At 74.2% G+C, this 19,976-nt stretch carries 18 protein-coding genes and 1 pseudogene; 9 read left to right on the plus strand and 10 right to left on the minus strand.

The window, feature by feature from the left end; all coding sequences use genetic code 11:
• The first annotated feature begins 107 nt into the window (after positions 1-107).
• Complete coding sequence (locus AB2L27_RS16945) at positions 108-2,441, plus strand: putative bifunctional diguanylate cyclase/phosphodiesterase (protein ID WP_370442671.1); 2,334 nt, start codon at positions 108-110, stop codon at positions 2,439-2,441.
• On the opposite strand, the gene AB2L27_RS16950 is transcribed toward AB2L27_RS16945, so the two are convergent.
• Positions 2,413-3,345: a hypothetical protein gene (locus AB2L27_RS16950; protein ID WP_370442672.1), complete on the minus strand. Its 933-nt coding sequence runs from the start codon at positions 3,343-3,345 to the stop codon at positions 2,413-2,415. The two genes, AB2L27_RS16945 and AB2L27_RS16950, sit on opposite strands and share 29 nt — an antisense overlap.
• Positions 3,346-3,437: 92 nt before the next feature.
• On the opposite strand from AB2L27_RS16950, the gene AB2L27_RS16955 reads away from it, so the two are divergent.
• The 5 genes and pseudogenes from AB2L27_RS16955 (at position 3,438) to trxA (ending at position 8,155) form a co-directional block, all read left to right on the plus strand.
• Positions 3,438-5,141: a protein kinase family protein gene (locus AB2L27_RS16955; protein WP_370442673.1), complete on the plus strand. Its 1,704-nt coding sequence runs from the start codon at positions 3,438-3,440 to the stop codon at positions 5,139-5,141.
• On the plus strand, positions 5,138-5,728 hold the full coding sequence (sigM, locus tag AB2L27_RS16960; protein WP_370442674.1) for an RNA polymerase sigma factor SigM: 591 nt from the start codon (positions 5,138-5,140) through the stop codon (positions 5,726-5,728). Before AB2L27_RS16955 ends, sigM begins: the two co-directional genes overlap by 4 nt.
• Positions 5,729-5,794: 66 nt before the next feature.
• Positions 5,795-6,637: a hypothetical protein gene (locus AB2L27_RS16965; RefSeq protein WP_370442675.1), complete on the plus strand. Its 843-nt coding sequence runs from the start codon at positions 5,795-5,797 to the stop codon at positions 6,635-6,637.
• A 173-nt stretch (positions 6,638-6,810) separates the two neighbouring features.
• A pseudogene (gene trxB / locus AB2L27_RS16970) lies at positions 6,811-7,641 on the plus strand (thioredoxin-disulfide reductase); the annotation flags it as partial.
• On the plus strand, positions 7,616-8,155 hold the full coding sequence (trxA, locus tag AB2L27_RS16975; protein WP_370442676.1) for a thioredoxin: 540 nt from the start codon (positions 7,616-7,618) through the stop codon (positions 8,153-8,155). The pseudogene trxB and the gene trxA, both read left to right, overlap by 26 nt.
• 57 nt (positions 8,156-8,212) lie before the next feature.
• Here the strand turns inward: trxA and AB2L27_RS16980 are convergent, their stop codons facing one another.
• From AB2L27_RS16980 to rpmH, 9 genes are all read right to left on the minus strand, one after another.
• Positions 8,213-8,875 (minus strand): GNAT family N-acetyltransferase, encoded by a 663-nt coding sequence (locus AB2L27_RS16980; protein ID WP_370442677.1) that lies wholly within the window; start codon positions 8,873-8,875, stop codon positions 8,213-8,215.
• A gap of 218 nt (positions 8,876-9,093) precedes the next feature.
• A complete protein-coding gene (locus AB2L27_RS16985; RefSeq protein ID WP_370442678.1) occupies positions 9,094-10,371 on the minus strand; it encodes a ParB/RepB/Spo0J family partition protein in 1,278 nt (425 codons plus the stop codon).
• Positions 10,368-11,738 (minus strand): ParA family protein, encoded by a 1,371-nt coding sequence (locus tag AB2L27_RS16990; protein ID WP_370442679.1) that lies wholly within the window; start codon positions 11,736-11,738, stop codon positions 10,368-10,370. The genes AB2L27_RS16985 and AB2L27_RS16990 overlap by 4 nt, the downstream gene beginning before the upstream one ends.
• Positions 11,739-11,758: 20 nt before the next feature.
• Entirely contained in the window at positions 11,759-12,520 is a 762-nt protein-coding gene (rsmG, locus tag AB2L27_RS16995) for a 16S rRNA (guanine(527)-N(7))-methyltransferase RsmG (protein WP_370442708.1), read from the minus strand.
• A gap of 47 nt (positions 12,521-12,567) precedes the next feature.
• Complete coding sequence (locus AB2L27_RS17000) at positions 12,568-13,101, minus strand: Jag family protein (protein WP_370442709.1); 534 nt, start codon at positions 13,099-13,101, stop codon at positions 12,568-12,570.
• Between the two features lie 115 nt (positions 13,102-13,216).
• Positions 13,217-14,230: a membrane protein insertase YidC gene (gene yidC, locus AB2L27_RS17005; protein ID WP_370442680.1), complete on the minus strand. Its 1,014-nt coding sequence runs from the start codon at positions 14,228-14,230 to the stop codon at positions 13,217-13,219.
• Between the two features lie 45 nt (positions 14,231-14,275).
• Positions 14,276-14,575 (minus strand): membrane protein insertion efficiency factor YidD, encoded by a 300-nt coding sequence (gene yidD / locus AB2L27_RS17010; RefSeq protein WP_370442681.1) that lies wholly within the window; start codon positions 14,573-14,575, stop codon positions 14,276-14,278.
• Entirely contained in the window at positions 14,568-14,918 is a 351-nt protein-coding gene (gene rnpA / locus AB2L27_RS17015) for a ribonuclease P protein component (protein WP_370442682.1), read from the minus strand. Before rnpA ends, yidD begins: the two co-directional genes overlap by 8 nt.
• A 19-nt stretch (positions 14,919-14,937) precedes the next feature.
• Positions 14,938-15,075 (minus strand): 50S ribosomal protein L34, encoded by a 138-nt coding sequence (gene rpmH, locus AB2L27_RS17020; protein WP_367639670.1) that lies wholly within the window; start codon positions 15,073-15,075, stop codon positions 14,938-14,940.
• A gap of 510 nt (positions 15,076-15,585) precedes the next feature.
• On the opposite strand from rpmH, the gene dnaA reads away from it, so the two are divergent.
• From dnaA to gnd, 3 genes are all read left to right on the plus strand, one after another.
• Positions 15,586-17,154 carry a chromosomal replication initiator protein DnaA gene (gene dnaA, locus AB2L27_RS17025; protein ID WP_370442683.1) on the plus strand — a complete coding sequence of 523 codons (1,569 nt, stop codon included), beginning with the start codon at positions 15,586-15,588 and terminating at the stop codon, positions 17,152-17,154.
• Positions 17,155-17,854: 700 nt separating this feature from the next.
• Positions 17,855-18,982, plus strand: a complete 1,128-nt coding sequence (gene dnaN / locus AB2L27_RS17030; RefSeq protein ID WP_370442684.1) for a DNA polymerase III subunit beta — start codon at positions 17,855-17,857, stop codon at positions 18,980-18,982.
• Between the two features lie 61 nt (positions 18,983-19,043).
• Positions 19,044-19,958: a phosphogluconate dehydrogenase (NAD(+)-dependent, decarboxylating) gene (gene gnd, locus AB2L27_RS17035; protein WP_370442685.1), complete on the plus strand. Its 915-nt coding sequence runs from the start codon at positions 19,044-19,046 to the stop codon at positions 19,956-19,958.
• Positions 19,959-19,976 lie beyond the last annotated feature (18 nt).

A 19,976-nucleotide genomic window follows, 5' to 3' on the forward strand; every position in this document is an offset into this window, starting at 1 on the left:
GCTCCAGTGCCCGGCCCGGGTGTCGATGCTCCCGTGTGACCTCACCCCGTCCTGCGCGCACCCCCCGGGCCGCGTCCGTCACGGCGCCGGCGCTCACGGCGGTGGGCGTGCTCGTCGCCGGGGTCGTCACCGGGGTCGTCGCCGTGGGGGCCGCGCAGGGGTGGTGGCGGGCGGTCGTGGCCGTCCACGCCACGGTCGTGGTGGGGCTGCTGGTCGTGGTCGCCACCGGTCCGCTGCGCTCGCCGGGACGGCGGGCGGTGTGGGGCAGCGCCGCCGCCGGGCTGACGCTGCTGGCGGTGGCCGAGACGGTGCTGCTGTCCTCCTGGGACGGGACGGCGGCGGGTGTGGTGGCGGGCCTGGAGGCGCACGGCCCACTGGCCGTCGTCGGGCTGGCCGGCTACGCCGGGCTGTACGCCGGGCAGATGCTCACCCTGCGCCAGCGCGTGCACGAGCTGCTGCCCAGCGCGTGGTTCGACGGGGTGCACACCGCGACCGTGCTGGCCGCGCTGTGCTCGGCCCTGCTCGTCGGGCCGGTGCGCTCGGCCACCGGGCTGGACGTCCTGGGCGCAGTGGCCGTGGTCGGGCGGCCGGCGCTGGACGTGCTGCTGTTCGCGGTGGCGCTGGCGATGTGCTCCATCCTGGGGTGGCGCTCTGAACGAGCCGTCACCCTGCTCGCGGTCGCGTTCGGCCTGCTGCTGGTCGCCGACGCCGCGGGCGTGCTGTGGATCTGCGGGGTCCTGGCCGGGCCGGGGTGGGGGACGGCCGTCCTGCTCCTGCACGTGGGGTTCGTGGCCGTCCTGGCCGTGGCCGCGGTCTCGCCCGGGCGGCGCAGCAGCGGCCGGGCGCAGGTCGCGTGGTCGACCATGGCCTCACCGCTGGCGATGCTGCTGATCAGCGGGACGCTGCTGGGCCTGGACCACCTGCACCCGTGGCCGGCCCCCACGACGGCGCTGGCGCTGGCCGGTCTGGCCGGGGTCGGGATCAAGGTCTGCCTGGTCTTCCGCGAGGTGCTGCGGCTGGCCGACAGCCGCGACCAGGCGCTGACCGACGAGCTGACGGGGCTGGCGAACCGGCGCGCCTTCAACGCCGCCCTGGCCACCGCCCTGGGCCCGGCGCCCCGGACCGCCGCCGTGGTGACCACCGAGGTCTCGGTGCTGCTCCTGGACCTGGACCGCTTCAAGGAGGTCAACGACACCCACGGCCACGCCCGGGGCGACGCGCTGCTGCGCGAGGTCGCCTCCCGGGTCGCCGAACCGCTGCCGGTGCCCTCGCTGGTGGCCCGGCTCGGGGGTGACGAGTTCGCCGTCCTGCTGCCCGGGACCGGGCTCGCCGGCGCCGAGGTCGCCGCCGCCGAGCTCGCCGGGCGGCTGGAGCGGCCGGTGCCCCTGGGGCCGGGCGCCACGAGGACCGGGGCGAGCATCGGCATCGCGAGCTGGCCGGTCCGCCAGGGCGGGCAGGGGGCGGCCGAGGCCGCCGAGGCCGCCGAGGCCGCCGAGGAGGTGCTGCGGCGGGCCGACACCGCCATGTACCAGGCCAAGCGCGCCGGGGGCGGCCTCGCGCGGTACGACGCCGCCGCGGACGAACGGGCCCGCGCCGAGCGGCACCTGGCCCACGACCTGCGCTGCGGCATCACGGCCGGGGAGCTGGTCAACCACTACCAGCCGCAGGTCGACGTCCGCAGCGGGCGGGTCGTCGGGGTGGAGGCCCTCGTCCGCTGGCGGCACCCGGTGCACGGGGTGCTCGGCCCGGCGGACTTCCTGGAGCTGGCCGAGACGGAGGGGGTCATGGGCGCGGTGACCGCCACCGTGCTGGAGCAGGCCGCCCGCGACGCGGTGAGCTGGCAGGGCCAGGGGTGGCCCCTGCGCATCTCGGTGAACCTGGCCACCAGCTGCCTGCTCGCCCCGGGCCTGCCGCACCTGGTCGAGGACGTCGTGACCCGCACCGGCCTGGACGCCGCCCGGCTGGTCCTGGAGATCACCGAGACGACGTTGATGCAGGACCCCGAGCTCAGCCGGGAGACCGTCACCCGGCTGCTGCGCCTCGGGGCCTCGGTGAGCATCGACGACTACGGCACCGGCTACTCCAGCCTGGCCTACCTGCAGGACCTGCCCGCCGCGGAGCTGAAGCTGGACCGCTCCTTCACCCAGCGGCTGGGGACGGACCCGCGGACCCGGCAGATCATCCAGAGCACCACCGACCTCGCCCACAGCCTGGGCCTGCGGATGCTGGTGGAGGGGGTCGAGGACGCCGCCACCCTGCGGGCGCTGCGCGACCTCGGGGTCGACGAGACCCAGGGCTACCACCACGCCCGCCCGATGCCCGCCGCGGACGTCCTGCCGTGGCTGGAGCGCCACGGCGGGGACGCCCCCGGCGTCCGGACCCGCGGGTCCGGGCCCGCGACGTCCACGCCGGTCAGCGGGAGGCCAGCACCGCCAGGGTGAGGCTGGCGACGTCCTCCACGACGGCGGCCTGCCAGTCCGGCACGACCTCGGAGGCCCCCGCGCGCCAGGCCGCACCCAGGACCGAGCCGGCCAGCGCCCCCGCCGCCCCCGCCACGACGGGCAGGGCGGCGCGCCGGTGGTCGCGGCGGGCGAGGGCGAGCGCCCCGCCGGCACCGGAGGCCAGGCGCGCCGGGAGCCCGGCGGCCGACAACCGGCTGGGCGTCTGCGGCTTCTTGTCCTGGACGACCTCCACGCCCACGGCGGCCAGCGCACCCACCTTGGCGACGGCGCTGCCCCCCGTCAGGGCCGGACCGGCCAGTCCCAGGGAGCTGCGCCCACCGGCGGCCACCCCCAGCAGCGCCGAGCGCGCCAGGAGCCCGGCCGACGCCGGGCGCGGCCGGTCGACGACCGCGGTCGAGCCCTCCGCCGGAGCCGGGTCGGTCATCCGCAGGGTCGCGTGCGCGGCCAGGCCGAACGCCAGGTGCGGCACGGCGTCGGCGACCCAGTCCTGACCCGTCCACCCCCGCACGTCGGTGACGCCGAGGGCGTGCGCGGGGGCGTCGGTCGCGGCCATGGCCACCGCACCGGTCACGACGCCCCCCACGACGGGCGGCATCCACAGGCCCGCAGCGCGGGCCGTGCCCACGAGGGCGCCGACGCCCAGACCCGCGACCGTCCCGCTCAGGGCCCCCAGCGCCGTGCGGCGGTTCGCGCGCTGCCCGCGCGCGCCGCCGACCTCGGTGCCGAGGCGCCCGGCCAGCGCGTCGACGACGTCCTCGGGCGTCGTGCTCGCGTCCCGGCCGCGCCAGGCCATGTCGGCGTACGTCACGGCGTTGAGCACCGCGGTCCCGACGGCCCCGGCCGCCAGTCCGCCGCGCAGGCCTCGTCCCAGGGAGCTGTTCACCCCGCCATCCTCTGCGGGGCGGGCGGCCCGCGCGCGGCGAACCGGCGCAGGCCCCGCGCGCCCTAGCATGGGCGTGACGGGACGGTCACCGGGTGCACCGCGTGCGCGCGGCCGAGACGCAGGGGGTAGGTCTGGACGGGGCAGGCCGCAGCACGGACCGCAGCACGGACCGCGACACGGGCACCGGCCGGATCGCCGACCGCTACCTGCTGGACCGGGAGCTGTCGCTGCGGACGGACCTCGGCACGCACGAGTACCTGGGGCGCGACCTCACGCTCGACCGGGCCGTGCGCGTGCGCACCCTGCCGGCGAGCGACCCGCGCGCCGAGGAGTTCCTGGACGCCGCGCGACGCACGGCGATGCTCACCGACCCGCACGTGCCGCGCATCCTCGACGCCGGTACCGACGCCGACCCCGCGCAGGCACCCAACGACCCCGGCGACCCCCTCGACCCCGGGACCGCGACGGTCTACGTCGTGGAGGAGGCCGTCGAGGGGGCCTCCATGACCGAGCTGCTGCGGTCGGGCCCGATGCGGCCCGCGGCCGTGCGGGCGCTCGTCGGGGAGGTCGCCACGGCGCTGGAGGCCGCCGCCCGCCGGGGGCTGCACCACACCCGGCTCACCCCCGACGACGTGCTCCTGGACCCCGACGGGGTCGTGCGCGTGCGCGGGGTGGGTGTCGAGGCGGCCCTGGAGGTCGACCCGCCGGCGGTGTCCCCGGCCCGCGCGGCGGCGCTGGCCAACCGCGCCGACGCCGTGGGCCTGGTCGCGCTCGTCTACGCCGGGCTCGTGGGCCGGTGGCCGTCCGTGGAGGGCCTGACCCCGTGCCCGGGTCTGCCCTCCACACCCCTCGGGGCGGGGCCGCCGCCGCCCAAGGACGTGCGGCCCGACGTCCCCAACGACCTCGACACCCTGTGCGCCGTCACGTTCGGCCCGCACGAGGACGGCCCCCACGACCCCGCCGAGCTCGCCCTGCAGCTGGCCCCGTGGTCGATGGACGTCTGGGACCAGACGCTACGCCGGTTGCGCGGGGAGGCCGCCACGGCCGCCGTCCGCGGCCGGCTGAAGAACCGCGACGAGGTCGTGCCGGAGGCCGAGCCGCCGGTGCCGTTCACGCGGCCGCACTCCACCGCCCGCCCCCCGCGCGACGACTCCCGGTTCGTGCTGGCCGTCCTCGGCGGGCTCGTCGCGGTCGGCCTGGTGCTGGCGCTGTGGCAGCTCAGCGACATCGCCGTGCCGGGCACCGGGGGGCAGCGCCCGCCGGCCCCGTCGGTCTCGGCACCGGCCTCAGCCCCCGCGCCGGCGCCCCCGGCGGACGCACCGGCCCCGACGCCCGAACCCGGCGGGGCGGCCGTGCCCGCCGTCCTGCCCGTCGCGGCGATCTCGGCCCTGGACCCCCAGGGCGGTGGGGAGGACTCCGCGACCGCGCCGCGCGCCGTCGACGGGGACCCGGCGACGACGTGGGAGAGCCAGCGCTACACCACCGCGGCCTTCGGGAACCTCAAGGACGGCATCGGGCTGCTGCTCGACCTGGGCGCCGAGGTGGACGTCACCTCCGTCGCCCTGACCGACGGCGGCGAGGGCGGGGCGGTGTCCCTGCTCACCGCGCCCGGCCCCGGCCTCGACGGGTCCCGGCCCGTGGCGGGCGCCCCGGCGGGCGGGCAGCAGACGCTGACGCCCGCGCAGCCGGTCCGCACCCGCTACCTCGTCGTGTGGTTCACCGAGCTGCCGACGACCGACGGGGTGTTCCGGGCCTCGGTCGCCGAGATCGCCGTGACCGGCACGCCCGCGCCGTGACCGGGGCGGGAGCCCAGGACGCGCGGACCGACGCCGAGCTCGTCGCGGCCCACGTCGCGGGCGACCCGGACGCCTTCGGCGAGGTCGTCCGCCGGCACCGGGACCGGTTGTGGGCGGTGGCGCTGCGCACCACCGGGGACCGCGAGGAGGCCGCCGACGCCGTCCAGGACGCCCTCGTGTCCGCCCTGCGTGCGGCCGACCGCTTCCGCGGGGACTCCGCGGTCACGACGTGGCTGCACCGCATCGTCGTCAACGCCTGCCTGGACCGGGCGCGGCGGCGGGCCGTGCGCCCCACCCGCCCGCTGGAGGAGGAGGTCGGCTCCGGGCAGGACGGGACGCGGACGGGGGCGGCCCTGGCCGTCGTGGACGACGCCACCCCGCACGTGGAGGCGCAGCTCGACGTGACCGCCGCCCTGGCGCGGCTGCCCGAGGCCCAGCGCGCGGCCCTCGTCCTGGTCGACATGTACGACGTGCCCGTGGCCGAGGCCGCCCAGGTGCTCGGTGTCGCCGTGGGGACCGTGAAGTCCCGCTGCTCCCGCGGCCGGCTGGCCCTGGCGCAGCTGCTGCGGCCGGCGGGGAACCCGTGAGGCGGGCGCCGCGTCGTAGTGGCCGTCCCGTCGCGGGACCGACGACGGGACCCACCCGAGAGAGGCGTGCCCACGGTGAGTGAGGAGTTCGACGGCGCCGACGGCGAGGAGCTCGACGCGCAGGAGCGCCGCGTGCGCGACCTGCTGCGCGGCTCGGCCGACGTCGGGCCGATGCCGGCCGACGTGGTGGCCCGCCTCGACGCGGCGCTGCTGGCCGCCCGGCGGACCGCGCAGGACGAGCAGCCCGGCACCCCCGTCGCGTCCCTCACCGAGCGCCGCCGCTCCTCCTGGCGCACCCGGGTGCCGCGCGTCCTGGCGGCCGCGGCCGGTGTCGCCGTCGTGGGCGGGGGCGCGCTGCTCGTGGGGCTGCAGGGCACCCCGGGCGCCGACTCGGGCTCGAGCAGCGCCGCCGGGGGCGGGTCCGTGGCCGCGGCCTCCGCCGAGGAGGTGCCGCCGTCGGCGCAGGTCCTGCAGAGCGGGCGCGACTACGCCGACGCCGCCGCCGTCCGGGACCTCGGCGAGGACCTGCTCGGGCAGGACCCGGCCGGCACGGCGGACCGGGCGGCGCCGCAGGGCCGCGCCGACGACGCCACCCCCGGCGCCGGGTCGACGGGCCGCAAGCCCACGATGCTCAACGCGCCCCAGCCCACCGACGGGCCCACCGACGGGCCCACGACTCCCCCGGCCACGGGCGACGACGTCCAGCGGGCGACGGCCGAACAGGCCCTGGCCTGCACCAAGCAGCTCGGCGTCACCCCCGACTCCGTCCTCGCCGTCGAGATCGCCTCGTGGCAGGGCCGACCCGCCGCGTTCGTCGTGCACGCGACCCCCGGCGACGCCGAGGTGGTCGTCGTGGCCCTCGGCTGCACACCCGGGGACCCGGCGCTCAGCACGGTCCCCGTCCCCTGACGGGGCCCCCGGCGCGCCGGGACCGGGGGAACAGGGGCCCCCTACGATCGGTTGGACAGACAGCACGGAGCCCCGGACCGCGGGGTCCGGCACCGATCGAGGGAAGCAGGTCCGCACAGGTGAGCGAGTCCAGCAACGGGGCCACTCCGCAGGACGTCCGCAACGTCATCGTCGTGGGCTCGGGGCCGGCCGGGTACACCGCCGCCCTGTACGCGGCCCGCGCGGAGCTGAAGCCCCTCGTCTTCGAGGGGTCCGTCACCGCCGGCGGCGCGTTGATGAACACGACCGAGGTCGAGAACTTCCCCGGCTTCCCCGAGGGGATCATGGGCCCGGACCTCATGGACAACATGCGGTCCCAGGCCGAGCGGTTCGGGGCCGAGCTCATCACCGACGACGTCGTCGACGTCCGGCTCGACGGTGAGGTCAAGGAGGTCACCACCGGCGGCGGTCAGACCTACCGCGCCCACGCGGTGGTCCTCGCTCTCGGGTCGGCCTACCGCGAGCTCGGTCTGCCCGACGAGAAGCGCCTGTCGGGCCGGGGCGTGAGCTGGTGCGCCACCTGCGACGGGTTCTTCTTCCGCGAGCAGGACATCGTCGTCGTCGGCGGCGGGGACTCCGCGGTGGAGGAGGCGACGTTCCTCACGCGCTTCGCCCGCTCGGTGACGATCGTGCACCGCCGCGACGAGCTGCGCGCCTCCCGGATCATGGCCAAGCGCGCCGAGGAGAACCCCAAGATCTCCTTCGCCTGGAACTCCGAGGTCGTCGCCATCACGGGCGAGACCAAGGTCGAGGGTCTGACGCTGCGCGACACCGTGACGGGTGAGACCCGCGAGGTGGCCGCCACGGCGCTGTTCATCGCCATCGGTCACGAACCGCGCACCGACCTCGTCAAGGGCCAGGTCGACCTCGACGAGAACGGCTTCGTGCTCGTGGAGGGCCGCAGCACCCGCACGAACCTCCCCGGGGTCTTCGCCGCCGGTGACGTCGTCGACCACGAGTACATGCAGGCCATCACGGCCGCCGGCATGGGCTGCTCCGCCGCGCTGGACGCCGAGAAGTTCCTCGCCGCCCGCGGCGACGCCGGCCTGGAGGAACAGCCGGCCCGCGAGGAGACCGACCCGGACGTGCCGACGGCCGAGACCGTCGAACGTCCCCAGCACTGACCCCGCCCCGAACGACCGAGGAGACCCCGTGAGCGCCACCGCCGCCACCACCGACGACACCTTCGACGCCGACGTCCTGCAGTCCGACAAGCCCGTCCTCGTGGACTTCTGGGCCCCCTGGTGCGGCCCGTGCCGCCAGGTCGCGCCCATCCTGGAGGAGATCGCGGCCGAGCACGGCGACAAGCTCACCGTCGTGAAGGTCAACACCGACGAGAACCCCCGCATCGCCGCGAAGTACGGCGTGACGTCGATCCCGACGCTGAACGTGTACTCCGGCGGTGAGGTCGTGAAGACGATCATCGGTGCCCGGCCCAAGCCGGCGCTCCTGCAGGAGCTGGCGGAGTTCGTCGGCTGAGGAGTCCCGCGCACGACGAGAGGCCGGTACCCCGCGGGGGTGCCGGCCTCTCGTGCATCAGGCGGGGGCGACGCCGGTGAGGGTGGGGACGCGGACGCTGCCGAGGATCCGTTCGAGGGCGGCCTCGACGTCCTCGCGCCAGGACAGCGCGTTCTTCAGCTCCAGCCGCAGCCGCGGGAACCGGTGGTGCGGGCGCACCACGGTGAAGCCGACGGACTCCAGCAGGTGCGCCGGCAGGACGCACGGTTCGCCGTGGTCGTGCGCGGCCTGCGTGCTGCCGTCGCCGCCGACGGCCGCGGGCCCACCGCCGAACACCTCGACGGCCTTGGCCCCGCGCTGGGTGAGGTCCTTGGCCGCTCCCTGCAGCAGCATCCGGGCCAGCCCCTCCCCCCGGTGGGCCGGTTCGATCCACCCCGTCGTCAGCAGGACGGCGTCCCCGCTCACCGGGGAGGTGGGGAAGCGGCTCTGCTGCGGCACGTACAGCGGCGGCGCGTACATGACGAACCCGACCGGCTGGTCGTCGACGTAGACGAGGCGCCCGCACGGCCCCCACTGCAGGAGGACGGTGGAGATCCACGCCTCCTTCTCGAAGTCGGGGTACCCGGCCTCCGCGGCGCGTGCCGCCGCGGTCTCGTCCAGTTCCCAGAACACGCACTGCCGGGACGGTTTGGGCAGGTCGGCGACGGTGTCCAGCGTCAGCGGGGCCATGCGTCGTCCCACCGGTACGGCCTCTCGTCTCGTGTCCGGCACGCCGTCGACGTGCCGTCCGGGCAGGGCTGTGGCGCCGTGCCGGTGCGTGCTCAGCGGTGCAGGTGGCGTTCGGCGTGAGCTCCACCCCGCAGGCACGATCTCACGCCGCCGCCGACGGTCGCCACGGTCGCGCAGCGCGGACCCGACCCCTCTGCCGGGGTTCGTCGGGTCCGCGCTGCGCGAGTGCGTCAGTTCTGGCTGCCCAGCAGCCGCAGGATGCGGTCGAGGTCCTCGACCCCGGCGAAGTCGACCGTCAGGCGACCCCGGGTGCGGCCCATGCTGATCTTCACCCGGGTGTCGAGGCGGTCGGCCAGCAGCGTCGCCCGGTCGTCGAGCTCGGGCTGCGGTTCGGCGGGGTTGCGCCGGCGCGGGGCGGCGTCCGCGTCACCGAGGGCGATCATCTCCTCCACCGCCCGGACCGACAGCCCCTCGGCGACGACGCGCTGGGCCAGTCGCTCCATCGACGCCCCGTCCTCCAGGGACAGCAGCGCGCGGGCGTGCCCGGCGCTGAGGACCCCGGCGGCCACCCGGCGCTGCACCAGCGGCGGCAGCTTCATGAGGCGCAGCGTGTTGCTGATCTGCGGGCGCGAGCGACCGATGCGCGAGGCGAGTTCCTCGTGGGTGCAGCCGAAGTCCTCCAGGAGCTGCTGGTAGGCGGCCGCCTCCTCCAGCGGGTTGAGCTGGCTGCGGTGCAGGTTCTCCAGCAGCGCGTCCCGCAGCAGGTCGTCGTCGGCCGTCTCCCGGACGATCGCTGGGATCGTGTCGAACCCGGCCTCGGTGGTCGCGCGCCAGCGCCGCTCCCCCATGACGAGTTCGTAGCGCGGCGCCCCGTCCTCACCGGCCCCGACCGGGCGCACGACGATCGGCTGGAGGACGCCGATCTCCCGGATCGAGTGCACGAGCTCGGCGAGATCGTCCTCGTCGAAGACGGTGCGGGGCTGGCGCGGGTTCGGCGTGATGGCCGCGACCGGGACCTCGGCGAAGCGGGCGCCGGGGACCTCGACGAGGTCGGCCGCCTCCGGCGCGGGACGGGTCTGCGCCCCCACCGTCTCCTTGCCCACGGTCTCCTCACGCACCGCCTCGGGAGCGGTCACCTCGGGAGCGGCTTCGTCCGCGGCGTCCTCCTCGGAGCCCACCTCGTCCGCGGCGGCCGGCTCTTCGGGCGTCGCATCCTCCGCGTCGCGCGGCGGGTCCGCCTCCGCCGTGACGACGGCCAGGTCGCCGATGCGTTCCTCGTGCGCCGGCGCGTCCTCGACGACGGCGTCCTCAATCGTGGCGTCCTCCGCCGTGTCCGCGGCCGAGGTGGGGTGCTGGTCGAAGAAGACGTCGAACGGCCGGGCGGCGGGGCGCATGGCCGGCGGCACCGAGGAAGCAGCGGCACCGGGTCGTGTCGCGGTGGTCGTCCCCCCGCCACTGGGGATCAGGGCCCCGAGACCACGTCCGAGACCACGTCGCTTGTCGCTCACGCTTCACCCTCCTTCGACGCGATGCCGCGCCGTGTCACCCGACCGTCTGTCCACCGTGCCCACGGGTCCGCCGCCGCCGGGGGCGAACCCACGTCAGCATCCCCCGCGGGTACCGACGTCTCCTGCACGCCACGCTGAGCCATCTCCCGGGCCGCCTCGAGGTAGGCGAGCGCACCGGAGGACAGCGGGTCGTAGGCCATGACCGTCTGACCGTGGCTGGGGGCCTCGGAGATGCGCACCGAGCGCGGCACGAGCGAGCGCAGCACCTGGTCGCCGAAGTGGTGCCGCACCTCGTCGACGACCTGCGCCGCCAGACGCGTCCGTCCGTCGTACATGGTGAGCAGGATCGTCGTGACGGCCAGGTCCGGGTTCAGGTGCTCCTGGATCAGCTCGATGTTCGACAGCAACTGGCTGAGGCCTTCCAGCGCGTAGTACTCGCACTGGATGGGGATGAGCACCTCGGGTGCCGCGACGAACGCGTTGATCGTCAGCAGGCCCAGGCTCGGCGGGCAGTCGATGAGCACATAGTCGACACGACGCTCCCCCGCCTGCGCGAGCCCCTTGAAGTACTTGGCGACCGCCCGCTGCAGGCGCGATTCACGCGCCACCATCGAGACGAGTTCGATCTCCGCGCCGGCGAGGTCGACGGTGGCGGGGGCGCACCACAGGTCCGGGGCTTCCTCGCACTGCTGCACGACCTCGGCCAGCCGCTTGCCCTCGACGAGCACCTCGTACATGCCCGGCACACCGGAGTGGTGGTCGATGCCCAGCGCCGTCGACGCGTTGCCCTGGGGGTCGAGGTCGAGCACGAGGACCTTCAACCCGGCGGCGGACAGAGCCGAGGCGAGGTTGACGGCCGTCGTCGTCTTGCCGACGCCACCCTTCTGGTTGGCGATCGTCATGATGCGCGTCTCGGTGGGACGCGGAAAACGCTCGGGGGTCCGCGGCACCGGCGTTTCACGTGGAACGGGCGGCGCGGCCAGTTCCTCGGCGGCAGTGTCGTCAGGAAATGCCGTCGGGGTGTCGTCAGGGACGTCGTCGACGGGTGCGGTCCGCAGCTCGACGACGGGGGCGAGCGGCGGCTCCTCGACCGGCGCTTCGACGGCGGTCCCGGTTTCACGGGAAACGTTCGAGTCGGTGATCCCCGTCAGCGTGGTTTCACGTGGAACCGCGCTGACGTCCGCCCCCTCCGGCGCTGACTCGACGGGCTCCGTTTCACGTGAAACAGGCTCGTTCTCGGCCGCCAGCAGTGTTGCGCCGACCTCCGTTTCACGTGGAACGTCGACGGCCGGGTGGGTGGCGAACCACCCGAGTCCACCGCTCGGTGCTGTCGCCGTCGCGCTCCCGAACCATCCGAGCTGACTCACGCTCTGATCCTTCCCGTGGTTCACCGTCGCTGACCTCGCGATCCGCGACGCTTGCCTGCCGTCGGTGCCGCCGTCGTGGAGGTGCGCAGGGGGCCGTGGCCCCGCGCCACCCGGACAACCGTGGTCCCGGTCTCCTCGTCCGGCCCCACCCGCAAGACCTCGGGCTCGGCCGTCACCCCCATCTGGTGGAGGACATCGGCCGCCGCCGCGATCTCGTCCGCTGCGCTCCGGCCCTTGATGGCCACGAGGTGCCCGCCGGTGACGACGAGGGGCAGGGCCCAGCGGTACAGCGTGGCCAGCGGTGCCACTGCCCGGGCCGTCACGACGGCGGCCGAGAACTCGCCCCGCACGTCCTCGGCGCGACCCCGGGCCACCGCCACCTGGTCCCGGAGGCCCAGCTCGGCGATCGCCTCCCGCAGGAAGGTGTAGCGCCGTTCCAGGGGCTCCACCAGGCGCACCTGCACGTCCGGGCGGGACAGGGCCAGCGGGATCCCGGGCAGACCGGCTCCGGAGCCGATGTCGAGGACCGAGGTACCCGCCTCGACCACGTCGCCCAGGTATGCGCAGTTCAGGAGGTGGCGGTCCCACAAGCGTGGGACCTCGCGTGGCCCGATGAGACCCCGTTCGACGCCGGCCGTGGCGAGCAACCCGTGGTAGGCGGCCGCCTGCCCCACGCGGTCACCGAAGACCCGTTCGATCTCGGGACGGAGGGCCTCGTCAACGACCCCGGGAACGACGGAGGGCGGTGGTGTTCCACGTGGAACACCACCGCCCTCAGGCACATCATCCGACACCCCGTCAGCCTATCGGCCGACGAGGCGCGGTCGGCTCACTCCTGGGTGCCCTGGGGATCGTCCCCGGACGGCGGGAGGACCACGACGCGACGCCGCGGCTCCTCACCCTCGGACTCGCTGGCGAGCCCCTTCTCCGCGACGGCGTCGTGGACCACCTTGCGCTCGAACGCGGACATCGGCTCCAGGCGTTCGGCCGTCCCGGAGGCCTGCACCCGGGCCACGACCTCGTGGGCCAGCCGGACGAGCGAGCTGCGCTTGGTGGTCCGGTGACCGGCCACGTCGAGCATGAGTCGGGTCCGGTCACCGGTCTGCGCCTGGACGGCGAGCCGGGTGAGCTCCTGCAGGGCTTCGAGCACCTCACCCTCGGACCCGACCAGGCGCGAGAGCGCCGGCGTCCCGGCTTCGTCGGCGACGATCGCCACCGAGGCGCGGCCGTTCTCGATGTCGATGTCGATGTCCCCGTCGAGGTCGACGATGTCCAGCAGCTCTTCGAGGTAGTCGGCGGCGATGTCGCCCTCCTCCTCGAGCCGCGACTTCGTCGCCCCCGGGCGGCGGGTCTCCCCGGTCACCGTCGCGGGGGTCTCCGCGGTGGCGTCCACCGGGGTCTCCTCGATCGCGTCCGTCGTGTCGTTCACACGTCCTCCTGGCTGGTGTGGCGGTGGAGCTGGTCTGTCGGGCGGGGTGTCAGCGGTTCGGGCCCTGGCTCGACCGCGAGCCCCCGGGCCGGCGCTGCTGACGGCTGGTGCCCCGCTTGGGCTGCTGGCGCTGACGACGCACCGGAGCGGCCGGGGTGGTGTGCTCGGCACCGGTGGCCGTCTCGGGCTCGCCGTCCTTGGTCAGGACCAGGCCGCGGCGGGCCGCTCGGCGCGCCTTGCGCTCCTGCAGCTCCTTCTCCGCCAGCGACCCGGGGTTGGGCATCCGGCGGATGACGAAGAACTGCTGACCCATCGACCACACGTTGGTGGTGAGCCAGTACAGGAGGACACCGATCGGGAAGTTGACGCCGGAGACGGCGAAGATGATCGGCAGGATGTAGAGCATCAGCTTCTGCTGCTGCGCGAAGGGGTTGCCCTCCATCGACGCCGAGGAGGTGTTCTTCGCCATGAGCTGCTTCTGCGTCACGAACTGCGACGCGGACATCAGGACGATCATCACCGCGGTGAGGATGATGGCGTTCCAGTTGCCGTCGCCCCAGGACCGCATGAAGACGTCGGACAGCTGCGCCCCGAAGATCGTGGCCCGGTCCGCCTGCTGGACCAGCTCGAGGTTGAGGGCACCGACCGGCTTCTCCTGGGCGATGCCGTTCAGGGTGTGGAACAGCGCGAGGAAGATCGGCGACTGCAGCAGGATCGGCAGGCAGCTGGCCATCGGGTTCGTCCCCGAGGACCGGTAGAGCGCCATCATCTCCTGCTGCATGGCCTGCCGGGAGGCGGGGTCGTTCTTGCCCTTGTACTTCTGCTGGATCTTCCGCATCTCGGGCTGGATGACCTGCATCCCGCGCATCGCCTTGATCTGCTTGACGAAGAGCGGGATGAGCAGGATGCGGATGACGACCACGAGGCCGACGATCGACAGGGACCAGGCGGCCCCGCCGGCCGGGTCGAAGCCGACCGCGGTGAGCAGGTCGTGGAAGCGCACCATGATCCACGCGACCACCCACTGGATGGGATACAGCAGGTCGTAGAAGAACTCGATCATGGGGCGGTTCGTCCTCTCACAGGGGTCGGGCTCACAGGGCTGACCTCAGGGCGCTGACACCCGGGAGTGCCCCTTGGGCGGAACGGGGTCCACCCCACCAGGGTTCCACGGGTGGCAGCGGAGGAGTCGCCGGACGGTCAGCCAGGTCCCGACGACGGCACCGCGCGTCCGCAACGCCTCGACGGCGTACGCGGAGCACGAGGGGTAGAAGCGGCACGTCGGGCCCAGGACGGGCGAGACGAGCAACTGGTAGGCGCGCACGAGCAGGACCAGCAGCAGTGCCGGCCAGCGCAGCGGGTGCCACCACCGACGACCGGGTGGGGGCGTCGGCGCCGGGTCAGCCACCGGGGACCAGCCCCAGCCGCGTCAACCCGCGGTCGACGTCGACGCCGAGCTCGGCGGAGGTGGCCTCGGCCGCTCCCGGGAGGGCGCGGACCACGAGCAGCCCGCCCTCGGCCGGCAGCAGGGGCAGGCGGGCGGCCGCGAGGTGCCGCAGCCGGCGCTGGGTGCGGTGCCGCTGCACCGACCCGCCGACGGCCTTGGACACGACGAAGCCCACCCGCGTGGGGTGGGCTCGGTCGGTCGGTGCCCAGTGCAGGACCAGGCGCCGCGTCCCCGCACGCCGACCGGTCCGGAAGGCGACCGTGAAGTCGTCCCGATGGCGAAGGCGGTGCTCCGCGGTCAGCACGCGGGCGTGGGGGTCGAGGTCAGGCGGCGATCTGCGCGCGGCCCTTGCTGCGGCGCGCGGAGAGGATGGCGCGGCCGGCGCGGGTGCGCATGCGCAGACGGAAACCGTGCACCTTGGCGCGGCGACGGTTGTTCGGCTGGAAGGTGCGCTTGCTCACGGCGGGACTCCTGGGACTCGTGCGGGTGGGCCCCGCCGGACTGCCGGGACCACCACGCGGAGACGGGCGGGTCGGCGATGCGGAGCACAGTCCCCAGCAGAGTACGGTCCAGCACCCGACGCGGTCAAAGCGCGCAGGCGTCCGCGCACGCGACCCGTCCACAGGGCCGGCCGCTCGCCCGTCCGGGTGGTGGCAGGACGGTACCGTTCCTCCTCAGGTCCGGGGGGCGACCCGCCGGACGAGGCCCCCGACGGGAGGCCGGCACGCCGCAGCGACGGTGCTCCGGTCGCGCGAGGTCGCACGGGGCGTCCAGCGGGCACCGGCGAGGCGGACGGCACTTGAACGGGGGCCGTCCACGTTGTTACGGTCCCGCTCGACGTACCGACGCCCGCATCCGATCGAGGTGCCTGCGACGGGCGGTTCGTCGCACCCCCGTCGTCCTCCACAGGTGTGGACAGGGGTGTGGACGAGTCCCGTCAGACGGATTCCGGTACGACGGGAGAGGGCTCGATGCAGACCGACGGAGGGGACTTCCCCAGCGTCTGGGAACGTGCCGTCGCGCAGCTGGACGACGGGGGCATCACTCCCCACCAGCGGGCGTTCGTGCGGCTCACCCGCCCGCTCGGCCTCCTCGACGGGACCGCGCTGCTGGCGGTGCCGAACGACCTCACCAAGGACGTCATCGAGCAGAAGGTCCGCGAACCGCTGACCCGGGCGCTCTCGGACGCCTACGGCTCGGCCATCCGCCTCGCGGTGACCGTCGACCCCTCCATCGGCCAGGTGCTGGCCCCCGAGCGCACGGGGGAGCGCTCCGGCGACGACGGTGTGCCCAGCGTCGAGCGCGAACGGGTCGGGTCCGGGTCCACGCTGGAGGCCGAGGGCACCGTCGTCCCGGCGCAGGGCGAGCACCGCGGGGCCGGCCTGGAGGAGGACTCCCCGCTGGACGACTCCGACCCGGACCTGCTCTTCACCGGCTACAAGGTCGACCGCGGTGCGGGCACGGGCCGGCAGGTGCCGCGCAACCGCTCCACGACCAAGGTCGAGAACGCCCGGCTGAACCCGAAGTACATCTTCGAGTCCTTCGTCATCGGGGCCAGCAACCGCTTCGCCCACGCCGCCGCCGTCGCGGTCGCCGAGGCCCCGGCCAAGGCCTACAACCCGCTGTTCATCTACGGGGAGTCCGGGCTGGGCAAGACCCACCTGCTGCACGCGATCGGGCACTACGCCCAGAACCTCTACCCGGGCGTGCAGGTGCGGTACGTGAACTCCGAGGAGTTCACCAACGACTTCATCAACTCCATCCGCGACGACAAGGCCCAGGCCTTCCAGCGCCGGCACCGCGACGTGGACGTCCTGCTCATCGACGACATCCAGTTCCTGTCGAACAAGGTCCAGACGCAGGAGGAGTTCTTCCACACCTTCAACACGCTGCACAACGCGAGCAAGCAGGTCGTCATCACGTCCGACCTGCCGCCCAAGCAGCTGTCGGGGTTCGAGGAGCGGATGCGCAGCCGCTTCGAGTGGGGTCTGATCACCGACGTCCAGCCGCCGGACCTGGAGACGCGCATCGCGATCCTGCGCAAGAAGGCCATCGGCGAGCGCCTGGAGGTCCCCGACGACGTCAACGAGTACATCGCCTCGAAGATCTCCTCGAACATCCGCGAGCTCGAGGGCGCGCTCATCCGCGTCACGGCCTTCGCCAGCCTCAACCGCCAGCCCGTCGACATGAGCCTGGCCGAGATCGTGCTGCGCGACCTCATCCCCAACGACGAGACGCCGGAGATCACGGCGGCCGCGATCATGGGGCAGACCGCGTCGTACTTCTCGGTCACCCTGGACGACCTGTGCGGCACGTCCCGTTCGCGCACGCTGGTCACGGCCCGCCAGATCGCCATGTACCTGTGCCGGGAGCTGACCGAGCTGTCGCTGCCGAAGATCGGCCAGCACTTCGGTGGCCGCGACCACACGACCGTCATGCACGCCGAGCGCAAGATCAAGCAGCAGATGGCCGAGCGGCGCAGCACGTACAACCAGGTCACGGAGCTGACCAACCGCATCAAGAAGCAGGCGGGCGCCTGACGCCCTGACCGGGCGCCCACCGCCCCGCACGACCCCTCAGAGCCCCGCCGGCAGCGACGCCGGCGGGGCTCTCGTCGTCCCCGGACGGGGGTTCCCGCAGGTCGTCCACAGTTGTCCACACGCTGGGGACAGGCATGTGGACGACGCGGCCGCGGACGGTGGACAACCCCGTGGACGGAGCGTGGACACGGTGGGGACCGCCTGGGGACGGCGGTGGACGGAGCGCGGCCGGTCCACGGGCCTGTGGACGACGGGGACGACCCGTCCTCAGGCCCTCCACACGGTCCGTGCAGCCCGAATCGGCCTCTGACCTGCGACGATGCCCCGCTGTCCACAGCGTGCACAAGGGTGACTACGACGACTGATCCCTCTACGGTGAAGTCCGTCAACCCACGTCCAGTGTGGACTGGTGGTGGGGAAGCAGCCCTGACGAGGACCTGGAGGGCCCTGAGGTCGACCGTCCCCACCCCCTGTGGAACCTCGTTCGAACAAGCGGTGCAGACCCTCCCGGCAAGTGATCACGCAGAGTGATGTGCCCCGGAGGGCCGCCGATCGCGGCGGTGGAGGCGCGTGCGCACCCGCCCGGGCTCTCCACTACTGTCGGAAACCGCCGCGTCCTGCAGACGCCCTCCGGGGCCGCAGACGCGGTACGGAGCGGTGCGGTGCGCAGCCGTGCGGGACGACTGGAAGGCGGTGCCTGGTGGAGTTGCAGGTCGAGCGCGACGTGCTGGCCGACGCCGTCGCGTGGGCGGCCCGGGCTCTGCCCTCGCGCCCCCCGGTGCCGGTGCTCGCCGGTGTGCTCCTGGAGGCCACCGACGAGGGCACCCTGAAGCTGTCGACCTTCGACTACGAGGTGTCCGCCCGGGCCGAGCTGCCGGCGGACGTGCGCACCGCCGGGCGCGTCCTCGTCTCGGGCCGGCTCCTGGCCGACATCTCCCGCAGCCTGCCGCCGCGGCCGGTCACGCTGACCACCGAGGGCTCCAAGGTCGTGCTCACCTGCGGGCCGAGCCGCTTCACGCTCCTGACGATGTCGGTGGAGGAGTACCCGGCCCTGCCGCAGCTGCCCGAGGCGACCGGGCAGGTACCCGGGGGCGACTTCACCGAGGCCGTGGGACAGGTCACCATCGCGGCCAGCCGCGACGAGACGCTGCCGATCCTCACCGGGGTCCGGATGGAGATCGAGGGCGACCGGCTGACGCTCCTGGCCACGGACCGGTACCGCCTCGCGGTGCGCGAGCTGCGCTGGCGCCCGAGCACACCGGACCTGTCCGCCGTCGCCCTCGTGCGGGCGCGCACGCTGTCCGACGTCGCGCGCTCGCTCGGCTCCGGCGGCGACCTCAGCCTCGCGCTGGCCGACGGGGCCAGCGACCTCATCGGCTTCCAGGCCGGTGGCCGGTACTCGACCTCGCTGCTCGTCGACGGGGAGTACCCCAAGGTCCGGGCCCTGTTCCCGGCGGAGTCGCCCACGCACGCCGTGGTGTCCACGGCGGCGCTGACCGAGGCCGTCAAGCGCGTCGCCCTCGTCGCCGAGCGCAACACCCCCGTGCGGTTGCGCTTCGAGGACGGCGTGCTGTCCTTGGAGGCGGGACAGGGCGAGGACGCGCAGGCGACGGAGGCCCTGGAGGCCACCCTCGTCGGTGAATCCATCGCCATCGCCTTCAACCCGCAGTTCCTGCTGGATGGACTCGGTGCGCTGGCCGCGCCGTTCGCCCGGCTCTCGTTCACCCAGGCGACGCGTCCGGCGGTCATCACCGGCCAGGCGGACCTCGACGGGGACGACGACGACAGCTACCGGTACCTGCTGATGCCGGTCCGCCTCGCCGGCTGAGCCCGGCGGACACACAGCCCGGCTCCACAGCGGCCGGGCGCGAGAAGGGAAGCGTCTGGTCATGCACATCGGTCTCGTCGGTCTCGGCAAGATGGGCGGCAACATGCGCGCCCGGCTGCGCGACAAGGGCATCGAGGTCACCGGGTACGACCCGAACCCCGACGTCACCGACGTCCCCAGCCTCGCCGCCCTCGTCGAGGCCCTGCCCTCGCCCAAGGTGGTCTGGGTCATGGTGCCGTCGGGGAAGATCACGCGGGACACGGTCGCGAACCTGGCCCCCCTGCTGAAGGACGGCGACCTCGTCATCGACGGGGGCAACTCCAAGTGGACCGACGACGAGGTGAACGCCAAGCTCCTCGCCGAGCGCGGCACCGGGTACCTCGACTGCGGCGTCTCCGGCGGGGTGTGGGGCCGGGAGAACGGCTACGGCCTCATGGTCGGCGGGGCCAAGGGCCACGTCGACCTGGCCCTGCCCGTCTTCGACGCGCTGCGCCCGGAGGGCCCCCGCGAGGAGGGCTTCGTGCACGCCGGCGGCGTGGGCGCGGGCCACTACTCCAAGATGGTCCACAACGGCGTCGAGTACGGCCTCATGCACGCCTACGCCGAGGGCTACGAGCTGCTGGAGGCGAAGGGGATCATCACCGACGTCCCCGCCGTCTTCAAGGCCTGGACCCGCGGCACCGTCGTGCGCTCCTGGCTGCTGGACCTCATGGTCCGCGCCCTGGAGGAGGACCCCAAGCTCGACAACATCCGCGGCTACGCGCAGGACTCCGGCGAGGGCCGCTGGACGCTGGAGCAGGCCATCGAGAACGCCGTCCCGATGCCGGTGCTCGCCGCCGCGCTGTTCGCGCGCTTCTCCTCCCGCCAGGAGGACTCGCCCTCGATCAAGGCCGTCGCCGCGCTGCGCAACCAGTTCGGCGGTCACGCGGTGACCTCGGCCGGTCCGACCTCGGGGTCGGGGTCCACCAAGGACTGACGGGGAGGAGCGGGGCCG

Source organism: Kineococcus halophytocola (assembly GCF_041276425.1).
Taxonomy (GTDB): Bacteria; Actinomycetota; Actinomycetes; order Actinomycetales; family Kineococcaceae; genus Kineococcus; species Kineococcus halophytocola.